This window comes from Massilia sp., assembly GCF_032106685.1.
Classification (GTDB): Bacteria; Pseudomonadota; Gammaproteobacteria; order Burkholderiales; family Burkholderiaceae_D; genus Telluria.
The window spans coordinates 93,196-106,136 of record NZ_DAMCPG010000006.1; the positions used below are offsets into that span (position 1 = coordinate 93,196).

General features: G+C 65.1%; 12 protein-coding genes and 1 tRNA gene. All 13 read left to right on the forward strand.

Annotated elements, in window-relative coordinates; genetic code table 11:
• Nucleotides 1-104: 104 nt before the first annotated feature.
• Nucleotides 105-1,556 (forward strand): DegQ family serine endoprotease, encoded by a 1,452-nt coding sequence (locus RT688_RS05910; protein WP_313703918.1) that lies wholly within the window; start codon nt 105-107, stop codon nt 1,554-1,556.
• Nucleotides 1,556-1,822, forward strand: coding sequence for a glutaredoxin family protein (locus RT688_RS05915; RefSeq protein ID WP_313703980.1), 267 nt, complete (start codon nt 1,556-1,558; stop codon nt 1,820-1,822). Before RT688_RS05910 ends, RT688_RS05915 begins: the two co-directional genes overlap by 1 nt.
• A 536-nt stretch (nt 1,823-2,358) precedes the next feature.
• Nucleotides 2,359-4,152 (forward strand): translation elongation factor 4, encoded by a 1,794-nt coding sequence (gene lepA, locus RT688_RS05920; protein WP_313703919.1) that lies wholly within the window; start codon nt 2,359-2,361, stop codon nt 4,150-4,152.
• A complete protein-coding gene (lepB, locus tag RT688_RS05925; protein WP_313703920.1) occupies nt 4,149-5,066 on the forward strand; it encodes a signal peptidase I in 918 nt (305 codons plus the stop codon). Before lepA ends, lepB begins: the two co-directional genes overlap by 4 nt.
• Nucleotides 5,067-5,142: 76 nt before the next feature.
• Nucleotides 5,143-5,496 carry a DUF4845 domain-containing protein gene (locus RT688_RS05930; protein ID WP_313703921.1) on the forward strand — a complete coding sequence of 118 codons (354 nt, stop codon included), beginning with the start codon at nt 5,143-5,145 and terminating at the stop codon, nt 5,494-5,496.
• Nucleotides 5,497-5,642: 146 nt separating this feature from the next.
• A complete protein-coding gene (rnc, locus tag RT688_RS05935) occupies nt 5,643-6,434 on the forward strand; it encodes a ribonuclease III (protein ID WP_313703922.1) in 792 nt (263 codons plus the stop codon).
• Nucleotides 6,435-6,443: 9 nt separating this feature from the next.
• A complete protein-coding gene (gene era / locus RT688_RS05940) occupies nt 6,444-7,394 on the forward strand; it encodes a GTPase Era (protein WP_313703923.1) in 951 nt (316 codons plus the stop codon).
• Nucleotides 7,395-7,487: 93 nt separating this feature from the next.
• A complete protein-coding gene (gene recO / locus RT688_RS05945; RefSeq protein WP_313703981.1) occupies nt 7,488-8,366 on the forward strand; it encodes a DNA repair protein RecO in 879 nt (292 codons plus the stop codon).
• 13 nt (nt 8,367-8,379) lie between these two features.
• The gene (locus RT688_RS05950) at nt 8,380-9,150 is read left to right on the forward strand and encodes a pyridoxine 5'-phosphate synthase (protein ID WP_313703924.1); all 771 of its coding nucleotides are present in this window, start codon (nt 8,380-8,382) and stop codon (nt 9,148-9,150) included.
• A 13-nt stretch (nt 9,151-9,163) separates the two neighbouring features.
• Entirely contained in the window at nt 9,164-9,565 is a 402-nt protein-coding gene (gene acpS / locus RT688_RS05955; RefSeq protein WP_313703925.1) for a holo-ACP synthase, read from the forward strand.
• Nucleotides 9,566-9,801: 236 nt separating this feature from the next.
• A complete protein-coding gene (uvrC, locus tag RT688_RS05960; protein WP_313703982.1) occupies nt 9,802-11,694 on the forward strand; it encodes an excinuclease ABC subunit UvrC in 1,893 nt (630 codons plus the stop codon).
• Between the two features lie 349 nt (nt 11,695-12,043).
• A complete protein-coding gene (pgsA, locus tag RT688_RS05965; RefSeq protein ID WP_313703926.1) occupies nt 12,044-12,622 on the forward strand; it encodes a CDP-diacylglycerol--glycerol-3-phosphate 3-phosphatidyltransferase in 579 nt (192 codons plus the stop codon).
• A gap of 89 nt (nt 12,623-12,711) precedes the next feature.
• Nucleotides 12,712-12,787 (forward strand) — tRNA-Gly (locus RT688_RS05970).
• Nucleotides 12,788-12,941: the final 154 nt, after the last annotated feature.

The window sequence follows — 12,941 nt, forward strand, 5'->3', positions numbered from 1 at the left end:
GCGACGCCCTTTTCCGCGTCCCGCGGTGCGCGCAGCGGCTGCGCGACAAGGCGCCGGGTTTTGGCTTACCATAACGTCAATTCCTGACCTGACCCTTCATTCCCATGACAAGCAAAACTGTGAGCGTCGTCCTGTCGGCCCTGCTGGTTGCCTCTGCCGGTCTGTCCCTGCCCGGCGCAGCCCATGCGGCCGCCCCCGTCCCGACCCCGGTCGTGACCGGCCTGCCCGATTTTACCGACCTGGTCGACAAGGCCGGGCCGGCGGTGGTCAACATCCGCACCACCGAACGCGTGCGCCTGGGGCAGGGCGGTCCGGGCGAGGAAGAGATGCAGGAATTCCTGCGCCGCTTCTTCGGCCAGCCGATCCCGCGCCGGCGCGCGCCGCAGCAGCCCCAGGAAGAAGAGGTCGAGCGCGGAGTCGGGTCCGGCTTCATCATCTCGGACGACGGTTACGTGCTGACCAATGCCCACGTGGTCGAAGGCGCCGACGAAGTCACCGTCACCCTGACCGACCGCCGCGAATTCAAGGCCAAGGTGCTGGGCGCCGACCGCCGCTCCGACGTCGCCCTGCTGAAGGTGGGCGCCACCAACCTGCCTTACCTGCGCACCGGGGACTCGAGCAAGATCCGCGTCGGCGAATGGGTGATCGCGATCGGTTCGCCCTTCAACCTCGACAATACCGTGACCGCCGGCATCATCTCGGCCAAGTCGCGCGACACCGGCGATTTCCTGCCGCTGATCCAGAGCGACGTCGCGGTCAACCCGGGCAACTCGGGCGGCCCCCTGATCAACATGCGCGGCGAAGTCATCGGCATCAACTCGCAGATCGCCACGCTCTCGGGCGCCTACAACGGCATCTCGTTCGCGGTGCCGATCGACGAAGTGATGCGCGTCGCCGACCAGCTCAAGAAGACCGGCCGCGTCACGCGCGGGCGCCTGGGCGTGCAGATCAGCGAAGTCACGAAGGATGTGGCCGAGTCGCTCGGCCTGGGCAAGGCGCGCGGCGCCGAGGTCTCGATGGTCGAGCCGGGCGGCCCGGCCGAGAAGGGCGGCATCAAGGTCGGCGACATCATCCTGCGCTACAACGGCCAGCCGATCGAAACCACGCGCGACCTGCCGCGCCTGGTGGGCGCCAGCAAGGTCGGCACCAAGGCCGCCGTCACCGTCTGGCGCCGCGGCGCCCAGCTCGACGTGCCGGTCACCATCGTCGAGCTGGAAGACGAGAAGGCGGCCGCCAACAAGCCGCAGTCGAACAAGCCCGCCCCGGGCCCGGCGCCGAACGCGCTCGGCCTGCACGTGTCGAACCTGACGCCCGAGCAGCGCCGCGAGCTGCGCATCGAGGGCGGCGTGCTGGTCGACGCGAGCGAGGGCAGGGCGGCCATGGCCGGCGTGCGCGCGGGCGACCTGATCCTGCAGATGAACAACGTCGAGATCAAGGACGCGGCCCAGTTCAACGCCCTGGCCGGCAAGCTCGATCCGAAGAAGAGCGTGGCGGTGCTGGTGCGGCGCGAGACCATCACGCAATACCTCGTCATCAAGCCGGCGGCGACCAAGTGATTCCTTTCACGCTGTACTCGCGCAGCTGGTGCCACTTGTGCGAAGACATGCTGGCGGCGCTGCGCAGGCTGGAGGCGCCGGGGCGGCCCTTCGAGGTCGACGTGATCGACGTCGATGCCGACCCGGCGCTGGTCGCCCGCTTCGACGAGCTGGTGCCGGTGCTGTTCGGCGACCTGGCCGAGCCGGAGTTGTGCCACTACTTCCTCGACGAGGCGGCGGTGCGGCGTTACGTCGAGCGCTACCAGCCGATCGCCATGGGGGCGTAAGGTCCGCATCCATCCAGGCGGTTGCATACAATTTCACGCAGCCGGGACCGTAGGGTGGGCGCCCCGTGCCCACGCGAACGCCGGCGCAGATTCAGCGCTGGAGCGCGGCCGGATGCGGCTGCAAATCGAACGGGAGCTCGCGGCCAGGCCCGAAACGCCGTCGCAAGCACGCTTCCGGTCAGGCGTTTATCGCGCCAACAAACCGCCAGCTTCCGCGTGGACACGGGGTGCCCACCCGACGATTTGCACTATCCAGGCGGCCGATCCCTGAAAGGCGCCGTGGAAATGCGAGCGTCACGCGTGGGCACGGAGTGCCCACCCTACAGAAACCGGGCTTTCTACCCTGAAATCCGGTAAAATGCCTGGTTTGGAAAAGCTTCTGTCAATCGCACATCAGCTTCCCACCTTGCGATAAGGCGCTCGCCTGGGGACGGACCAGTCCGCATGGGGCGCTTTTTTTGTATTGCGCTGGCATCTTGCGGCGCCGGTCGCCGCGTGGCCGCCTGCCTCGCCTTTTTTGGTTTTGAGCATTGTTAATGAACAACATACGTAACTTCTCCATCATCGCCCACATCGACCACGGCAAATCGACCCTGGCCGACCGCATCATCCAGTTGTGCGGTGGCCTGTCGGACCGCGAAATGGACGCGCAGGTGCTCGACTCGATGGACCTGGAGCGCGAGCGCGGCATTACCATCAAGGCGCAGACCGCCGCCCTGCAGTACAAGGCGCGCGACGGCCAGACCTACAACCTGAACCTGATCGACACCCCGGGCCACGTCGACTTCAGCTATGAAGTCTCGCGCTCGCTGTCGGCCTGCGAAGGCGCGCTGCTGGTGGTCGACGCCTCCCAGGGCGTGGAAGCCCAGACCGTCGCCAACTGCTATACCGCGCTCGACCTGGGCGTGGAAGTGGTGCCGATCCTGAACAAGATCGACCTGCCGCACGCCGACCCGGACAACGCCAAGAAGGAAATCGAGGACGTGATCGGCATCGACGCGTCGGAAGCGACGACCTGCTCGGCCAAGACCGGCCTGGGCGTGGAGGACGTGCTGGAAGACCTGATCAAGCGCGTGCCGCCGCCCAAGGGCGACCCGGAAGCGCCGCTGCAGGCGCTGATCGTCGACTCCTGGTACGACCCGTATGTCGGCGTCGTCATGCTGGTGCGCGTGGTGAACGGCACCCTGCGCCCGAAGGACAAGATCCTGCTGATGGCAACCGGCTCCCAGCAGCTGGTCGAGAACATCGGCATCTTCACGCCGCGTTCGGTCTCGCTGCCGGAACTGTCGGCGGGCCAGGTGGGCTTCATCATCGCCGGCATCAAGGAGCTGACCGCCGCCAAGGTGGGCGATACCGTGACCCTGGCCAACAAGCCGGCCCCCGCGCCGCTGCCGGGCTTCAAGGAAGTCCAGCCGCAGGTGTTCGCCGGCCTGTTCCCGGTCGAGGCCAACCAGTACGACGCCCTGCGCGACTCGCTGGAAAAGCTGAAGCTGAACGACGCCGCCCTGATGTACGAGCCGGAAGTGTCGCAGGCGCTGGGCTTCGGCTTCCGCTGCGGCTTCCTCGGCCTCCTGCACATGGAGATCGTGCAGGAACGCCTGGAACGCGAATTCGACATGGACCTGATCACCACGGCGCCGACCGTGGTGTACGAGGTCGAGATGCGCGACGGCACCCAGATCCGCGTCGACAACCCGTCGAAGATGCCGGAACCGTCGAAGATCAACGAGATCCGCGAGCCGATCGTCACCGTGAATCTCTACATGCCGCAGGAATACGTCGGCTCGGTGATGACGCTGTGTAACGGCAAGCGCGGCGTGCAGATGGACATGGCCTACCATGGCCGCCAGGTCAAGCTGGTCTACGAGATCCCGATGGCCGAGATCGTGCTCGACTTCTTCGATCGCCTGAAGTCGACCTCGCGCGGCTACGCCTCGATGGACTACGAGTTCAAGGAAAACCGCGCCGCCGACGTGGTCAAGGTCGACATGCTGATCAACAGCGAGAAGGTCGATGCGCTGGCGATCATCGTGCACCGCGCCAACGCGCCTTACCGCGGGCGCCAGGTCGCGGCCAAGATGCGCGAACTGATCCCGCGCCAGATGTTCGACGTGGCGATCCAGGCCGCGATCGGCGCGACCATCATCTCGCGCGAGAACGTCAAGGCGATGCGCAAGAACGTGCTGGCGAAGTGCTACGGCGGCGACATCAGCCGGAAGAAGAAACTGCTTGAGAAACAAAAAGCTGGTAAGAAACGCATGAAACAGGTCGGCTCGGTGGAGATTCCACAGGAAGCCTTCCTCGCCATCCTTCAAGTGGAAGATAAATGAACCTGCAACCGATCCTGGGGAATTTCGCGCTCATCCTGTTCGTGCTCATGGTGGTCACGGGCATCATCTGGTGCCTGGACACCTTCGTCCTCGCCAAGAAGCGCCGCGCCGCGGCCGACGCCGCCCTGGCCGAGTACGACGCCCGCAACGCCAAGCTGCAGGCGGAAGGCATCAAGGTCGACAGCAACGGCAACCGCGCCGCGATCGAGCAGGCCCATTTGCGCCAGCCGACCTGGGTCGAGTACTCGGGCAGCTTCTTCCCGGTGATCGCCTTGGTGTTCGTCCTGCGTTCCTTCCTGTGGGAACCGTTCAAGATCCCGTCGAGCTCGATGGTGCCGACCCTGCTGGTGGGCGACCTGATCCTAGTGAACAAGTACACCTACGGCATCCGGCTGCCGATCATCAACAAGAAGATCATCGAGCTGAACGACCCGCAGCGCGGCGACGTCATGGTGTTCAAGTACCCGAAGGACATGAGCCAGGACTACATCAAGCGCGTCATTGGTGTGCCCGGTGATAAAATCACCTACGAGAACAAGCGCCTGACGGTGAACGGCAAGCCGGTGGAGTACACCCCGCTCGACGATTACCTCGACGACGAGCGGCCGGTCTACCACAAGCAGTTCATCGAAAAGCTGCCGGGCAGCGAGCACCGTATCCTGAACAGCGATCCGGCACGCTCGTTCAACCTGGAGAACGTGGAGAACTTCCCGCAGCGCGAGGCCTGCGACTATTCGTACGACAAATTTACCTGTATCGTACCAGAAGGCAACTACTTCATGATGGGCGACAACCGCGACAACAGCGCGGACAGCCGCTACTGGGGTTTTGTGCCGGACAAGAATATCGTCGGCAAGGCTTTCCTGGTGTGGATGAACTTCGGTGATCCGAAGCGGATCGGCGGCATCAAGTAAGGCCTGCCTGGACCGCAAGCTCGGAGGAAGCAGGATGCAGCACCGGAAATACCTTACGTTTGGCAGGCAAGCGGGCATGTCGCTCACCGGCCTGATCCTGGGACTGGTCGTCGTCGGACTGGCCGCGGTGCTCGCCATCAAGGTGATTCCGTCGTGGCTGGAATACCGCTCGATCAAGGACGGCATCGGCCGAGTGAAGGAAGAGGGCGGCAGCGTGGCCGAGATGCAGAAAGCGTTCGACCGGTTTGCCGACATCAACAACGTCACGTCCCTGCGTGGACGCGACCTCATCATCAGCAAGGACGGCGGCGAGCCTGAAATCAGCTTCGCCTACCAGAAACGCATAGCGCTGACCGACAATGCCAGCATTGTGATCGACTACGACGGCACCACCGACCCGAGCGGCGTGGTGGCCGCCAGCGCCGACTGAGCACGATGCCGAACGGGGCTGGACAGCCCCGGGCGGACAACCTCGGGAATGCGCAGGGATGGAAGCCGGAATGCCGCCGTGGCGTCGTTCCGGCTTCAGGCTTTTTTTTGACACATCCGCCGACCCGTACTACGAAAACAACGACAATGAATCTTCAGTTATTGCAAACTCGCCTAGGTTACACGTTTCGGGACAGTGGCCTGTTGCAGCAGGCCCTGACCCATCGTAGCCACAGCAGCTTGCATAACGAGCGCCTCGAATTCCTGGGCGATTCGATCCTCAACTGCGTGGTCGCCTCCATCCTCTACGAGCGTTTCAACAACCTCGACGAGGGCGACCTGTCGCGCCTGCGCGCCAACCTGGTGAAACAGCAATCGCTGTACGAGATCGCCCAGAAGCTGGAGCTGTCGCAATTCCTGCGCCTGGGGGAGGGCGAACTGAAGTCGGGCGGTTTCCGCCGCCCATCGATCCTGGCCGACACCCTCGAGGCCCTGCTGGGCGCGATCTTCCTCGACACCGGCTTCGACGCCGCGCGCGACGTGATCCGCGCCTTCTACATTCCGCTGCTGGACACGGTCGACCCGCGCACGCTGGGCAAGGACGCCAAGACCCTGCTGCAGGAATTCCTGCAAAGCCGCAAGATCTCCCTGCCGACCTATAACGTGATCGCCACCCATGGCGCCGCCCACAGCCAGGAGTTCGAGATCGAGTGCCTGGTGCCGAAACTCGGCATCCAGGTGTTCGGCCGCGGCGGCAGCCGCCGCGCCGGCGAGCAGGCCGCCGCGCGCGCCGCGCTCGACATGGCCGAGCAGGCGCTGCGCAAGACGCCGGCCGCCGGCCGCAAACCCAAGCCGCGTGCCGCCCAGTTGAAACTGGCCGGCATCGCCACCATCCAGGGCGAGGGCGCCGACGACGGCGCCCCCTCCAAACAAGCCTAAGCAATCAGCATGAACACCGAACTCCCACACGACGATCACCACGATAGCGACGCCACCGGCAGCACCGGCGGCACTCCCGAGAACTTCCGCTGCGGCTACATCGCGATTGTCGGCCGCCCGAACGTCGGCAAGTCGACGCTGATGAACGTGCTGATCGGCGCCAAGGTCTCGATCACCTCGCGCAAGGCCCAGACCACGCGCCACCGCATCACCGGCATCCAGACCCACGACGACGCCCAGTACATCTACGTCGATACGCCGGGCTTCCAGACCCGTCATGCGAACGCGCTGAACAAGACCCTGAACAAGACGGTCTCGAACACGCTGACCGCGTCCGACGTCGTCCTCTTCCTGGTCGAGGCCGGCACTTTCGGCCCGGCCGACCAGCAGGTGCTCGACCTGCTGCCGAAGAACGTGCCGGTGATCCTGGTGATCAACAAGTCGGACCGCATGAAAGACAAGGCGACCCTGATGCCGTTCGCGCAGAAGGTGGCGTCCTTGCGCGACTTCACGGCCATCGTGCCGGTCTCGGCCAAGCTGCGCTTCCAGGTCGACGCCCTCGAGCGCGAGATCCGCAACCACTTGCCGGAAAACCCGCCGGTCTTCGGGCCGGACGACATCACCGACCGCAGCGAGAAATTCCTTGCCGCCGAGATCGTGCGCGAGAAAGTGTTCCGCCTGCTGGGCGACGAACTGCCCTACACCAGTACCGTGCTGATCGAGCAATTCCAGCAGGAAGGCAACCTGCGCCGCATCTTCGCCGCCATCCTGGTCGAGCGCGACACCCACAAATCGATGATCATCGGTAACAAGGGGGCGCGCCTGAAGGAAATCTCGACCCAGTCGCGCCTGGACATGGAAAAGCTCTTTGGCGGCCCCGTCTACCTGGAGATCTGGGTCAAGGTCAAGTCCGGCTGGGCCGACAACGAAGCGGGCCTGCGCGCCTACGGCTACGAGTAAGCGCCGCCGGTTCGCCCACCACGCATGACGCGCCACGACCAGCCCCATCCCGACCCCGCAGCGCTGCCGGAAGCCGAGGTCAGGCTGACCGACATGCAGGAAGCCCCGATCCTGGCGGCCGATCCGCCGGCGCCGCAGGTGGCGGAGGCCGGCGCGCCGTATGCTGCCCCGGTGGCTGTGGCGCCCACACCCGTGGTGCCCGCGCCGGCGCCAGTGCCGCCCGCACCTGCGGCACCGCGCCGCAGCCGCACTCCCGTACGCGAAACCCGCGTCAGCGGCCAGCCCGCCTTCGTGCTGCACAGCTATCCCTACAAGGAAACCAGCCTCATCGTCGACCTGTTCACGCGCGACCATGGCCGCATCGCGGTCGTGGCCAAGGGCGCGAAACGGCCGCTGTCGAAGCTGCGCGGGGTGCTGCAGACCTTCCAGCCGCTGTCGGTATCGTGGAGCGGCAAGTCCGAATTGCGCACCCTGATCGACGCCGAATGGGTCGGCGGCATGCTGCCGCTGGAGCGCACGGCCCTGCTGTGCGGCTTCTACCTGAACGAATTATTGGTCAAGCTGCTCGCCCGCGACGACGCCCACCGCGTCCTGTTCGACCACTACGTTTCCACGCTCAACGAACTGGCGCACGACGAACCTGCACAAATCGTCTTGCGAAAATTCGAAAGGGCCTTACTTAAGGAAACGGGCGTCGCAGCCGATCTCGCCCGCTCGACCACCACGCGCGAACCGGTCGCGGCCGATGCCAGCTACGTGGTCGACCCGGAACGGGGCGCGCGCGAGGCGCGGGTATCCGATGTCTGGCCGGTGGTATCCGGCAAGACCCTGCTCGACATGGAGCGCGAGGATTATGCCGATCCGGCAACCCAGGCCCAGAGCAAGCAGTTGATGCGTTTCCTGCTGGCCCACCACTTGGGCGGCGCGCCGCTGAATACCCGGCAGATTTTGATTGATTTGATGCAGTTATAAGAAAAGGGCACTCATGAGCTTCCTCGAACCCGTCGGCCCCGTCATCGACCTGGGCGTGAACATCGACCACGTCGCCACCGTGCGCAATGCGCGCGGCACCGTCTACCCCGACCCGCTGCGCGCCGCGCTGCTGGCCGAGCAGGCCGGCGCCGACCTGATCACGCTGCACCTGCGCGAGGACCGCCGCCACATCAAGGATGCCGACGTGCTGGCGATCCGCCCGCAACTGGCCACGCGCATGAACCTGGAAGCGGCGGTCACGAAGGAGATGATCGACTTCGCCTGCCTGGTGAAACCCCAGGACGTCTGCCTGGTGCCCGAGCGGCGCGAGGAAGTGACGACCGAAGGCGGGCTGGACGTGATCCGCTACTTCGACGAGGTCGAAGCCGCCGTCAAGCAGCTGAAAGGCGAGGGCATCCGCGTCTCGCTCTTCATCGACGCCGACGAAGCCCAGATCGCGGCCGCCGCGAAGGCCGGCGCCACCGTGATCGAGCTGCATACCGGCCGCTATGCCGAGGCCGAAGGCGCGGAAGCAGCGCGCGAGATCGAGCGCATCAAGGCCGGCGTCGCCGCCGGCGTCAAGCACGGCCTGGTGGTCAATGCCGGCCATGGCCTGCACTACACCAACGTGCAGCCGATCGCCGCCATGGAGGACATCGCCGAGTTGAACATCGGCCACGCGATCGTCGCCCATGCGCTGTTCGCCGGCTGGGAAAACGCGGTGCGCGAGATGAAGGCGATCATGGTCGCGGCGCGCCTCGGCGTGCGCCTGGCGGCGCAGTGAGGGAGGGGGCCAGATGATCTACGGCATCGGCACCGACATCGTCCAGATCTCGCGTGTCGAGGCGGCGCTCGCACGCAGCGGCGAGCGCTTCGCCGAGAAGATCCTGGGGCCCCAGGAGCTGGAGAAATACCACGCCCGCCGCGCGCGCAGCGCGGTGCGCGGCCTGCGTTTCCTGGCCACCCGCTTCTCGGCCAAGGAAGCGTTTTCGAAAGCCATTGGCCTGGGCATGCGCATGCCCATGACCTGGCGCTCGGCGCAGATGCTCAACGACCCGAGCGGCAAGCCGGTGATCGTCTGCAGCGGCGCCCTGGAAGAATTCATGCGCAGTAATCGATTGTCCGCCCAGGTGACGATCAGCGACGAAGCCGACTACGGCGTCGCCTTCGTCATCGTCACCCGCGACGGGCAGACCTGAAGCCAGACCTGAACCACACCACGCAAGCGAACCCAGTGACCAAGGAAGTGCCATCCTCCGAAGCGCCGGACAACCCGGCACCCGACAACGCCAACAAGGTAGCGGAAGCGCCGGTGACCTACGTGGCCGCCAGCGGCGCCGCCCTGCCGGCTCCGCATCCGGTCGCGGACAAGCCGGCGCGCGCCCGCGGCGCCGGCAGCGATGCGGCGCGCCCGCGTCCCGACGCGCGGCAAGCCATGAAGGAAGAACTGACGACGACCCTGAGGAATGACGCGGCCGGTCCGGTGCAGCCCAGCGCCGACGCGCGCGAGCAGGTGCTGGCCACCGTCGCCAGGCTGCCCGGCCTGCCGGGCGTGTACCGCTACTTCGACGCCAACCAGAACGTGCTCTACGTCGGCAAGGCGCGCAACCTGAAGAACCGCGTCTCGAGCTACTTCCAGAAGAACCTGTCGAGCCCGCGCATTGCGATGATGGTCTCGCAGATCGCGCACCTGGAAACGACGGTCACCCACAGCGAGGCCGAAGCCCTGATCCTGGAAAACAACCTGATCAAGGCGCTGAAACCCCGCTACAACATCCTGTTTCGCGACGACAAGTCCTATCCCTACCTGAAGATCACGGGCGGCGACTTTCCGCGCATGGCCTACTACCGCGGCGCCCTCGACAAGAAGAGCCAGTACTTCGGTCCTTTCCCCAGCGCCTGGGCGGTCAAGGAGTCGATCCAGATCCTGCAGAAGGTGTTCATGCTGCGCACCTGCGAGGACAGCGTGTACGCCAACCGCACCCGGCCCTGCCTGCTGCACCAGATCGGCCGCTGCAGCGGCCCCTGCGTGAACCTGATCGACAAGGACGAATACCGGGTCGACGTGGAGAACGCGGCGAAATTCCTGCGCGGGCGCCAGACCGAGGTGATGGAAGACCTGCAGGCCAAGATGCACGGCTTCGCCGAGAAGCTGATGTTCGAGCAGGCGGCCGGCGTGCGCAACCAGATCCAGTCGCTCTCGCGCGTGCTGCACCAGCAGAGCATGGAAACGACGGGCGACGCCGACGTCGACATCATCGCCGTGGTGGTGCAGGGCGGGCGCGCCTGCGTCAACCTGGCCATGGTGCGCGGCGGGCGCCACCTGGGCGACCGCGCCTACTTCCCGACCCAGGTCGGCGAGGCGATCGCGGAGCAGTCGATCGAATGCGAAGTGCTGGCCGCCTTCCTGGTCCAGCACTACACCGACAAGTTCATCCCGAACTGCCTGATCCTGAACATCGAGTTCGACCAGCCGGAACTGATGGTGGCCCTGACCGAGCAGTGCGGGCACCGCATCAACCTGATCTTCCAGCCCCAGGGCCAGCGCCGCCAATGGCTTGAGCTCGCTCAAAAGGGGGCCGAGATTTCCCTGGCGCGCCTGCTGTCTGAACAAGGGTCGCAGCAGTCGCGCACTCGCGCCCTGGCTGAAACCTTGTCGCTGGACGCGACCGACCTCGATACCCTGCGCATCGAGTGTTTCGACATCAGCCACACGGCGGGGGAAGCGACCCAGGCGTCCTGCGTGGTCTTCCACCACCACACGATGCAGAATTCGGAGTACCGGCGCTTCAACATCAACGGCATCACGCCGGGCGACGATTATGCGGCGATGCGCCAGGTCCTGACGCGCCGCTACGAGAAAGTCGCCAGCGGCGACGGCGTCATGCCCGACGTCGTGCTGGTCGACGGCGGCAAGGGCCAGGTCGAAATGGCGCGCCAGGTGTTCTCCGAGCTCGGCCTCGACATCGGCCTGATCGTCGGCGTGGCGAAAGGGGAAGGGCGCCGGGTCGGCCTGGAAACGCTGATCTTCGCCGACGGCCGTGCGCCACAGGAGCTCGGCAAGGAATCGGCCGCGCTGATGCTGGTCGCCCTGATCCGCGACGAAGCGCACCGCTTCGCGATCACCGGCATGCGCGCCAAGCGCGCCAAGGCGCGCCAGGCCTCGCGCCTCGAGGAAATCGAAGGCATCGGCGCCAAGCGCCGCCAGCGCCTGCTGGCCCGCTTCGGCGGCCTGCGCGGCGTGATCGATGCGAGCGTCGAAGACCTGTGCCAGGTCGAAGGGATCTCGACTGCGCTGGCGGAAGAAATTTATCGGCAGCTGCACTGAGCCGGCCGTAACCGGTCCGGATGCTTGCGTATTCGGTCTGCCGGGGCGCCGACCGACGCGCGTAGGGTGGGCGGCTCGGCAGGCCCGCGTGAAATCCACGTGACCGGCGCGCCGCCCACGCGTTCCGGCGACGCCGGATCGGCCTCGTCGTTTCACGCACCGTTGAACGCGTGGGCGGCGCGCCGGCCGCGTTCATGTCGTCATACGGGTGTAGCCGCCCACCCTACGAAAAGCCGCTCCGGCGCCCGTCGCTTCACCCATTACTGCCGAGCTCAACTAGTCCTATTTGCAATACCCATGTAGACTAGCGGCGCACGCTTTTTTAACGGTAAGCCGGTTCGCGCCTTTTATGCCTTTTAACATCCCGATTCTCTTGACCTGGTTACGTGTAGCACTCATCCCCCTGGTTGTCGGCGTCTACTACCTTCCCACCCACTGGCTTCCCGTCGCGGACCGCAACCTGGCCGCGACCCTGGTCTTCATCGTCGCCGCGGTCACGGACTGGTTCGACGGCTTCCTGGCGCGGCGCTGGAACGAGACCTCGGCCTTCGGCGCCTTCCTCGATCCGGTCGCGGACAAGCTGATGGTCACCGGCGCGCTGCTGGTGCTGATCCAGCTCGACCGCGTCGACGCCATCATCGCCTTTATCATCATCGGCCGCGAGATCACGATCTCGGCGCTGCGCGAATGGATGGCGGAAATCGGCGCGCGCAAGTCGGTGGCCGTCAGCTCGCTGGGGAAGGTGAAGACCGCCGCCCAGATGGCCGCGATCCCGATGCTACTGTTCCACGATCCGCTGTTCGGCCTGGACCTGCACTACTGGGGCCAGCTCTTCCTCTGGATCGCCGGCGTGCTGACGGTATGGTCGATGTTCTACTACCTGCGCCGTGCGTGGCCGCTGATCAAGGAAAAAAGTGGAAATATGTAAGATTACTTCTTCGTCATCCTTGACGTCCGGTTCAGATAGTCTATAATGCTTGCCTGTTGCGAATGACAACGCAGCAAACGAAAGACAAAGCGGGAGTAGCTCAGTTGGTAGAGCGCAACCTTGCCAAGGTTGAGGTCGAGAGTTCGAGACTCTTCTCCCGCTCCAGAGTTTGCGTTGGTGTCGAAGCAATAAAAAGCAATAAACGGTAGTAACAAGTTGTCTTGGAAGTTGAAACGATTTCTGCGATAATGCGTGTCTCCAGAATGCGGGAGTAGCTCAGTTGGTAGAGCGCAACCTTGCCAAGGTTGAGGTCGAGAGT

Excerpts from the sequence above, each read along its gene's own strand:
- RT688_RS05910 (WP_313703918.1), top strand. The coding sequence starts at position 105 with ATGACAAGCAAAACTGTGAGCGTCGTCCTGTCGGCCCTGCTGGTTGCC.
- lepA (WP_313703919.1), top strand. The coding sequence starts at position 2,359 with ATGAACAACATACGTAACTTCTCCATCATCGCCCACATCGACCACGGC.
- lepB (WP_313703920.1), top strand. The coding sequence starts at position 4,149 with ATGAACCTGCAACCGATCCTGGGGAATTTCGCGCTCATCCTGTTCGTG.
- RT688_RS05930 (WP_313703921.1), top strand. The coding sequence starts at position 5,143 with ATGTCGCTCACCGGCCTGATCCTGGGACTGGTCGTCGTCGGACTGGCC.
- rnc (WP_313703922.1), top strand. The coding sequence starts at position 5,643 with ATGAATCTTCAGTTATTGCAAACTCGCCTAGGTTACACGTTTCGGGAC.
- era (WP_313703923.1), top strand. The coding sequence starts at position 6,444 with ATGAACACCGAACTCCCACACGACGATCACCACGATAGCGACGCCACC.
- recO (WP_313703981.1), top strand. The coding sequence starts at position 7,488 with ATGCAGGAAGCCCCGATCCTGGCGGCCGATCCGCCGGCGCCGCAGGTG.
- RT688_RS05950 (WP_313703924.1), top strand. The coding sequence starts at position 8,380 with ATGAGCTTCCTCGAACCCGTCGGCCCCGTCATCGACCTGGGCGTGAAC.
- acpS (WP_313703925.1), top strand. The coding sequence starts at position 9,164 with ATGATCTACGGCATCGGCACCGACATCGTCCAGATCTCGCGTGTCGAG.
- uvrC (WP_313703982.1), top strand. The coding sequence starts at position 9,802 with ATGAAGGAAGAACTGACGACGACCCTGAGGAATGACGCGGCCGGTCCG.
- pgsA (WP_313703926.1), top strand. The coding sequence starts at position 12,044 with ATGCCTTTTAACATCCCGATTCTCTTGACCTGGTTACGTGTAGCACTC.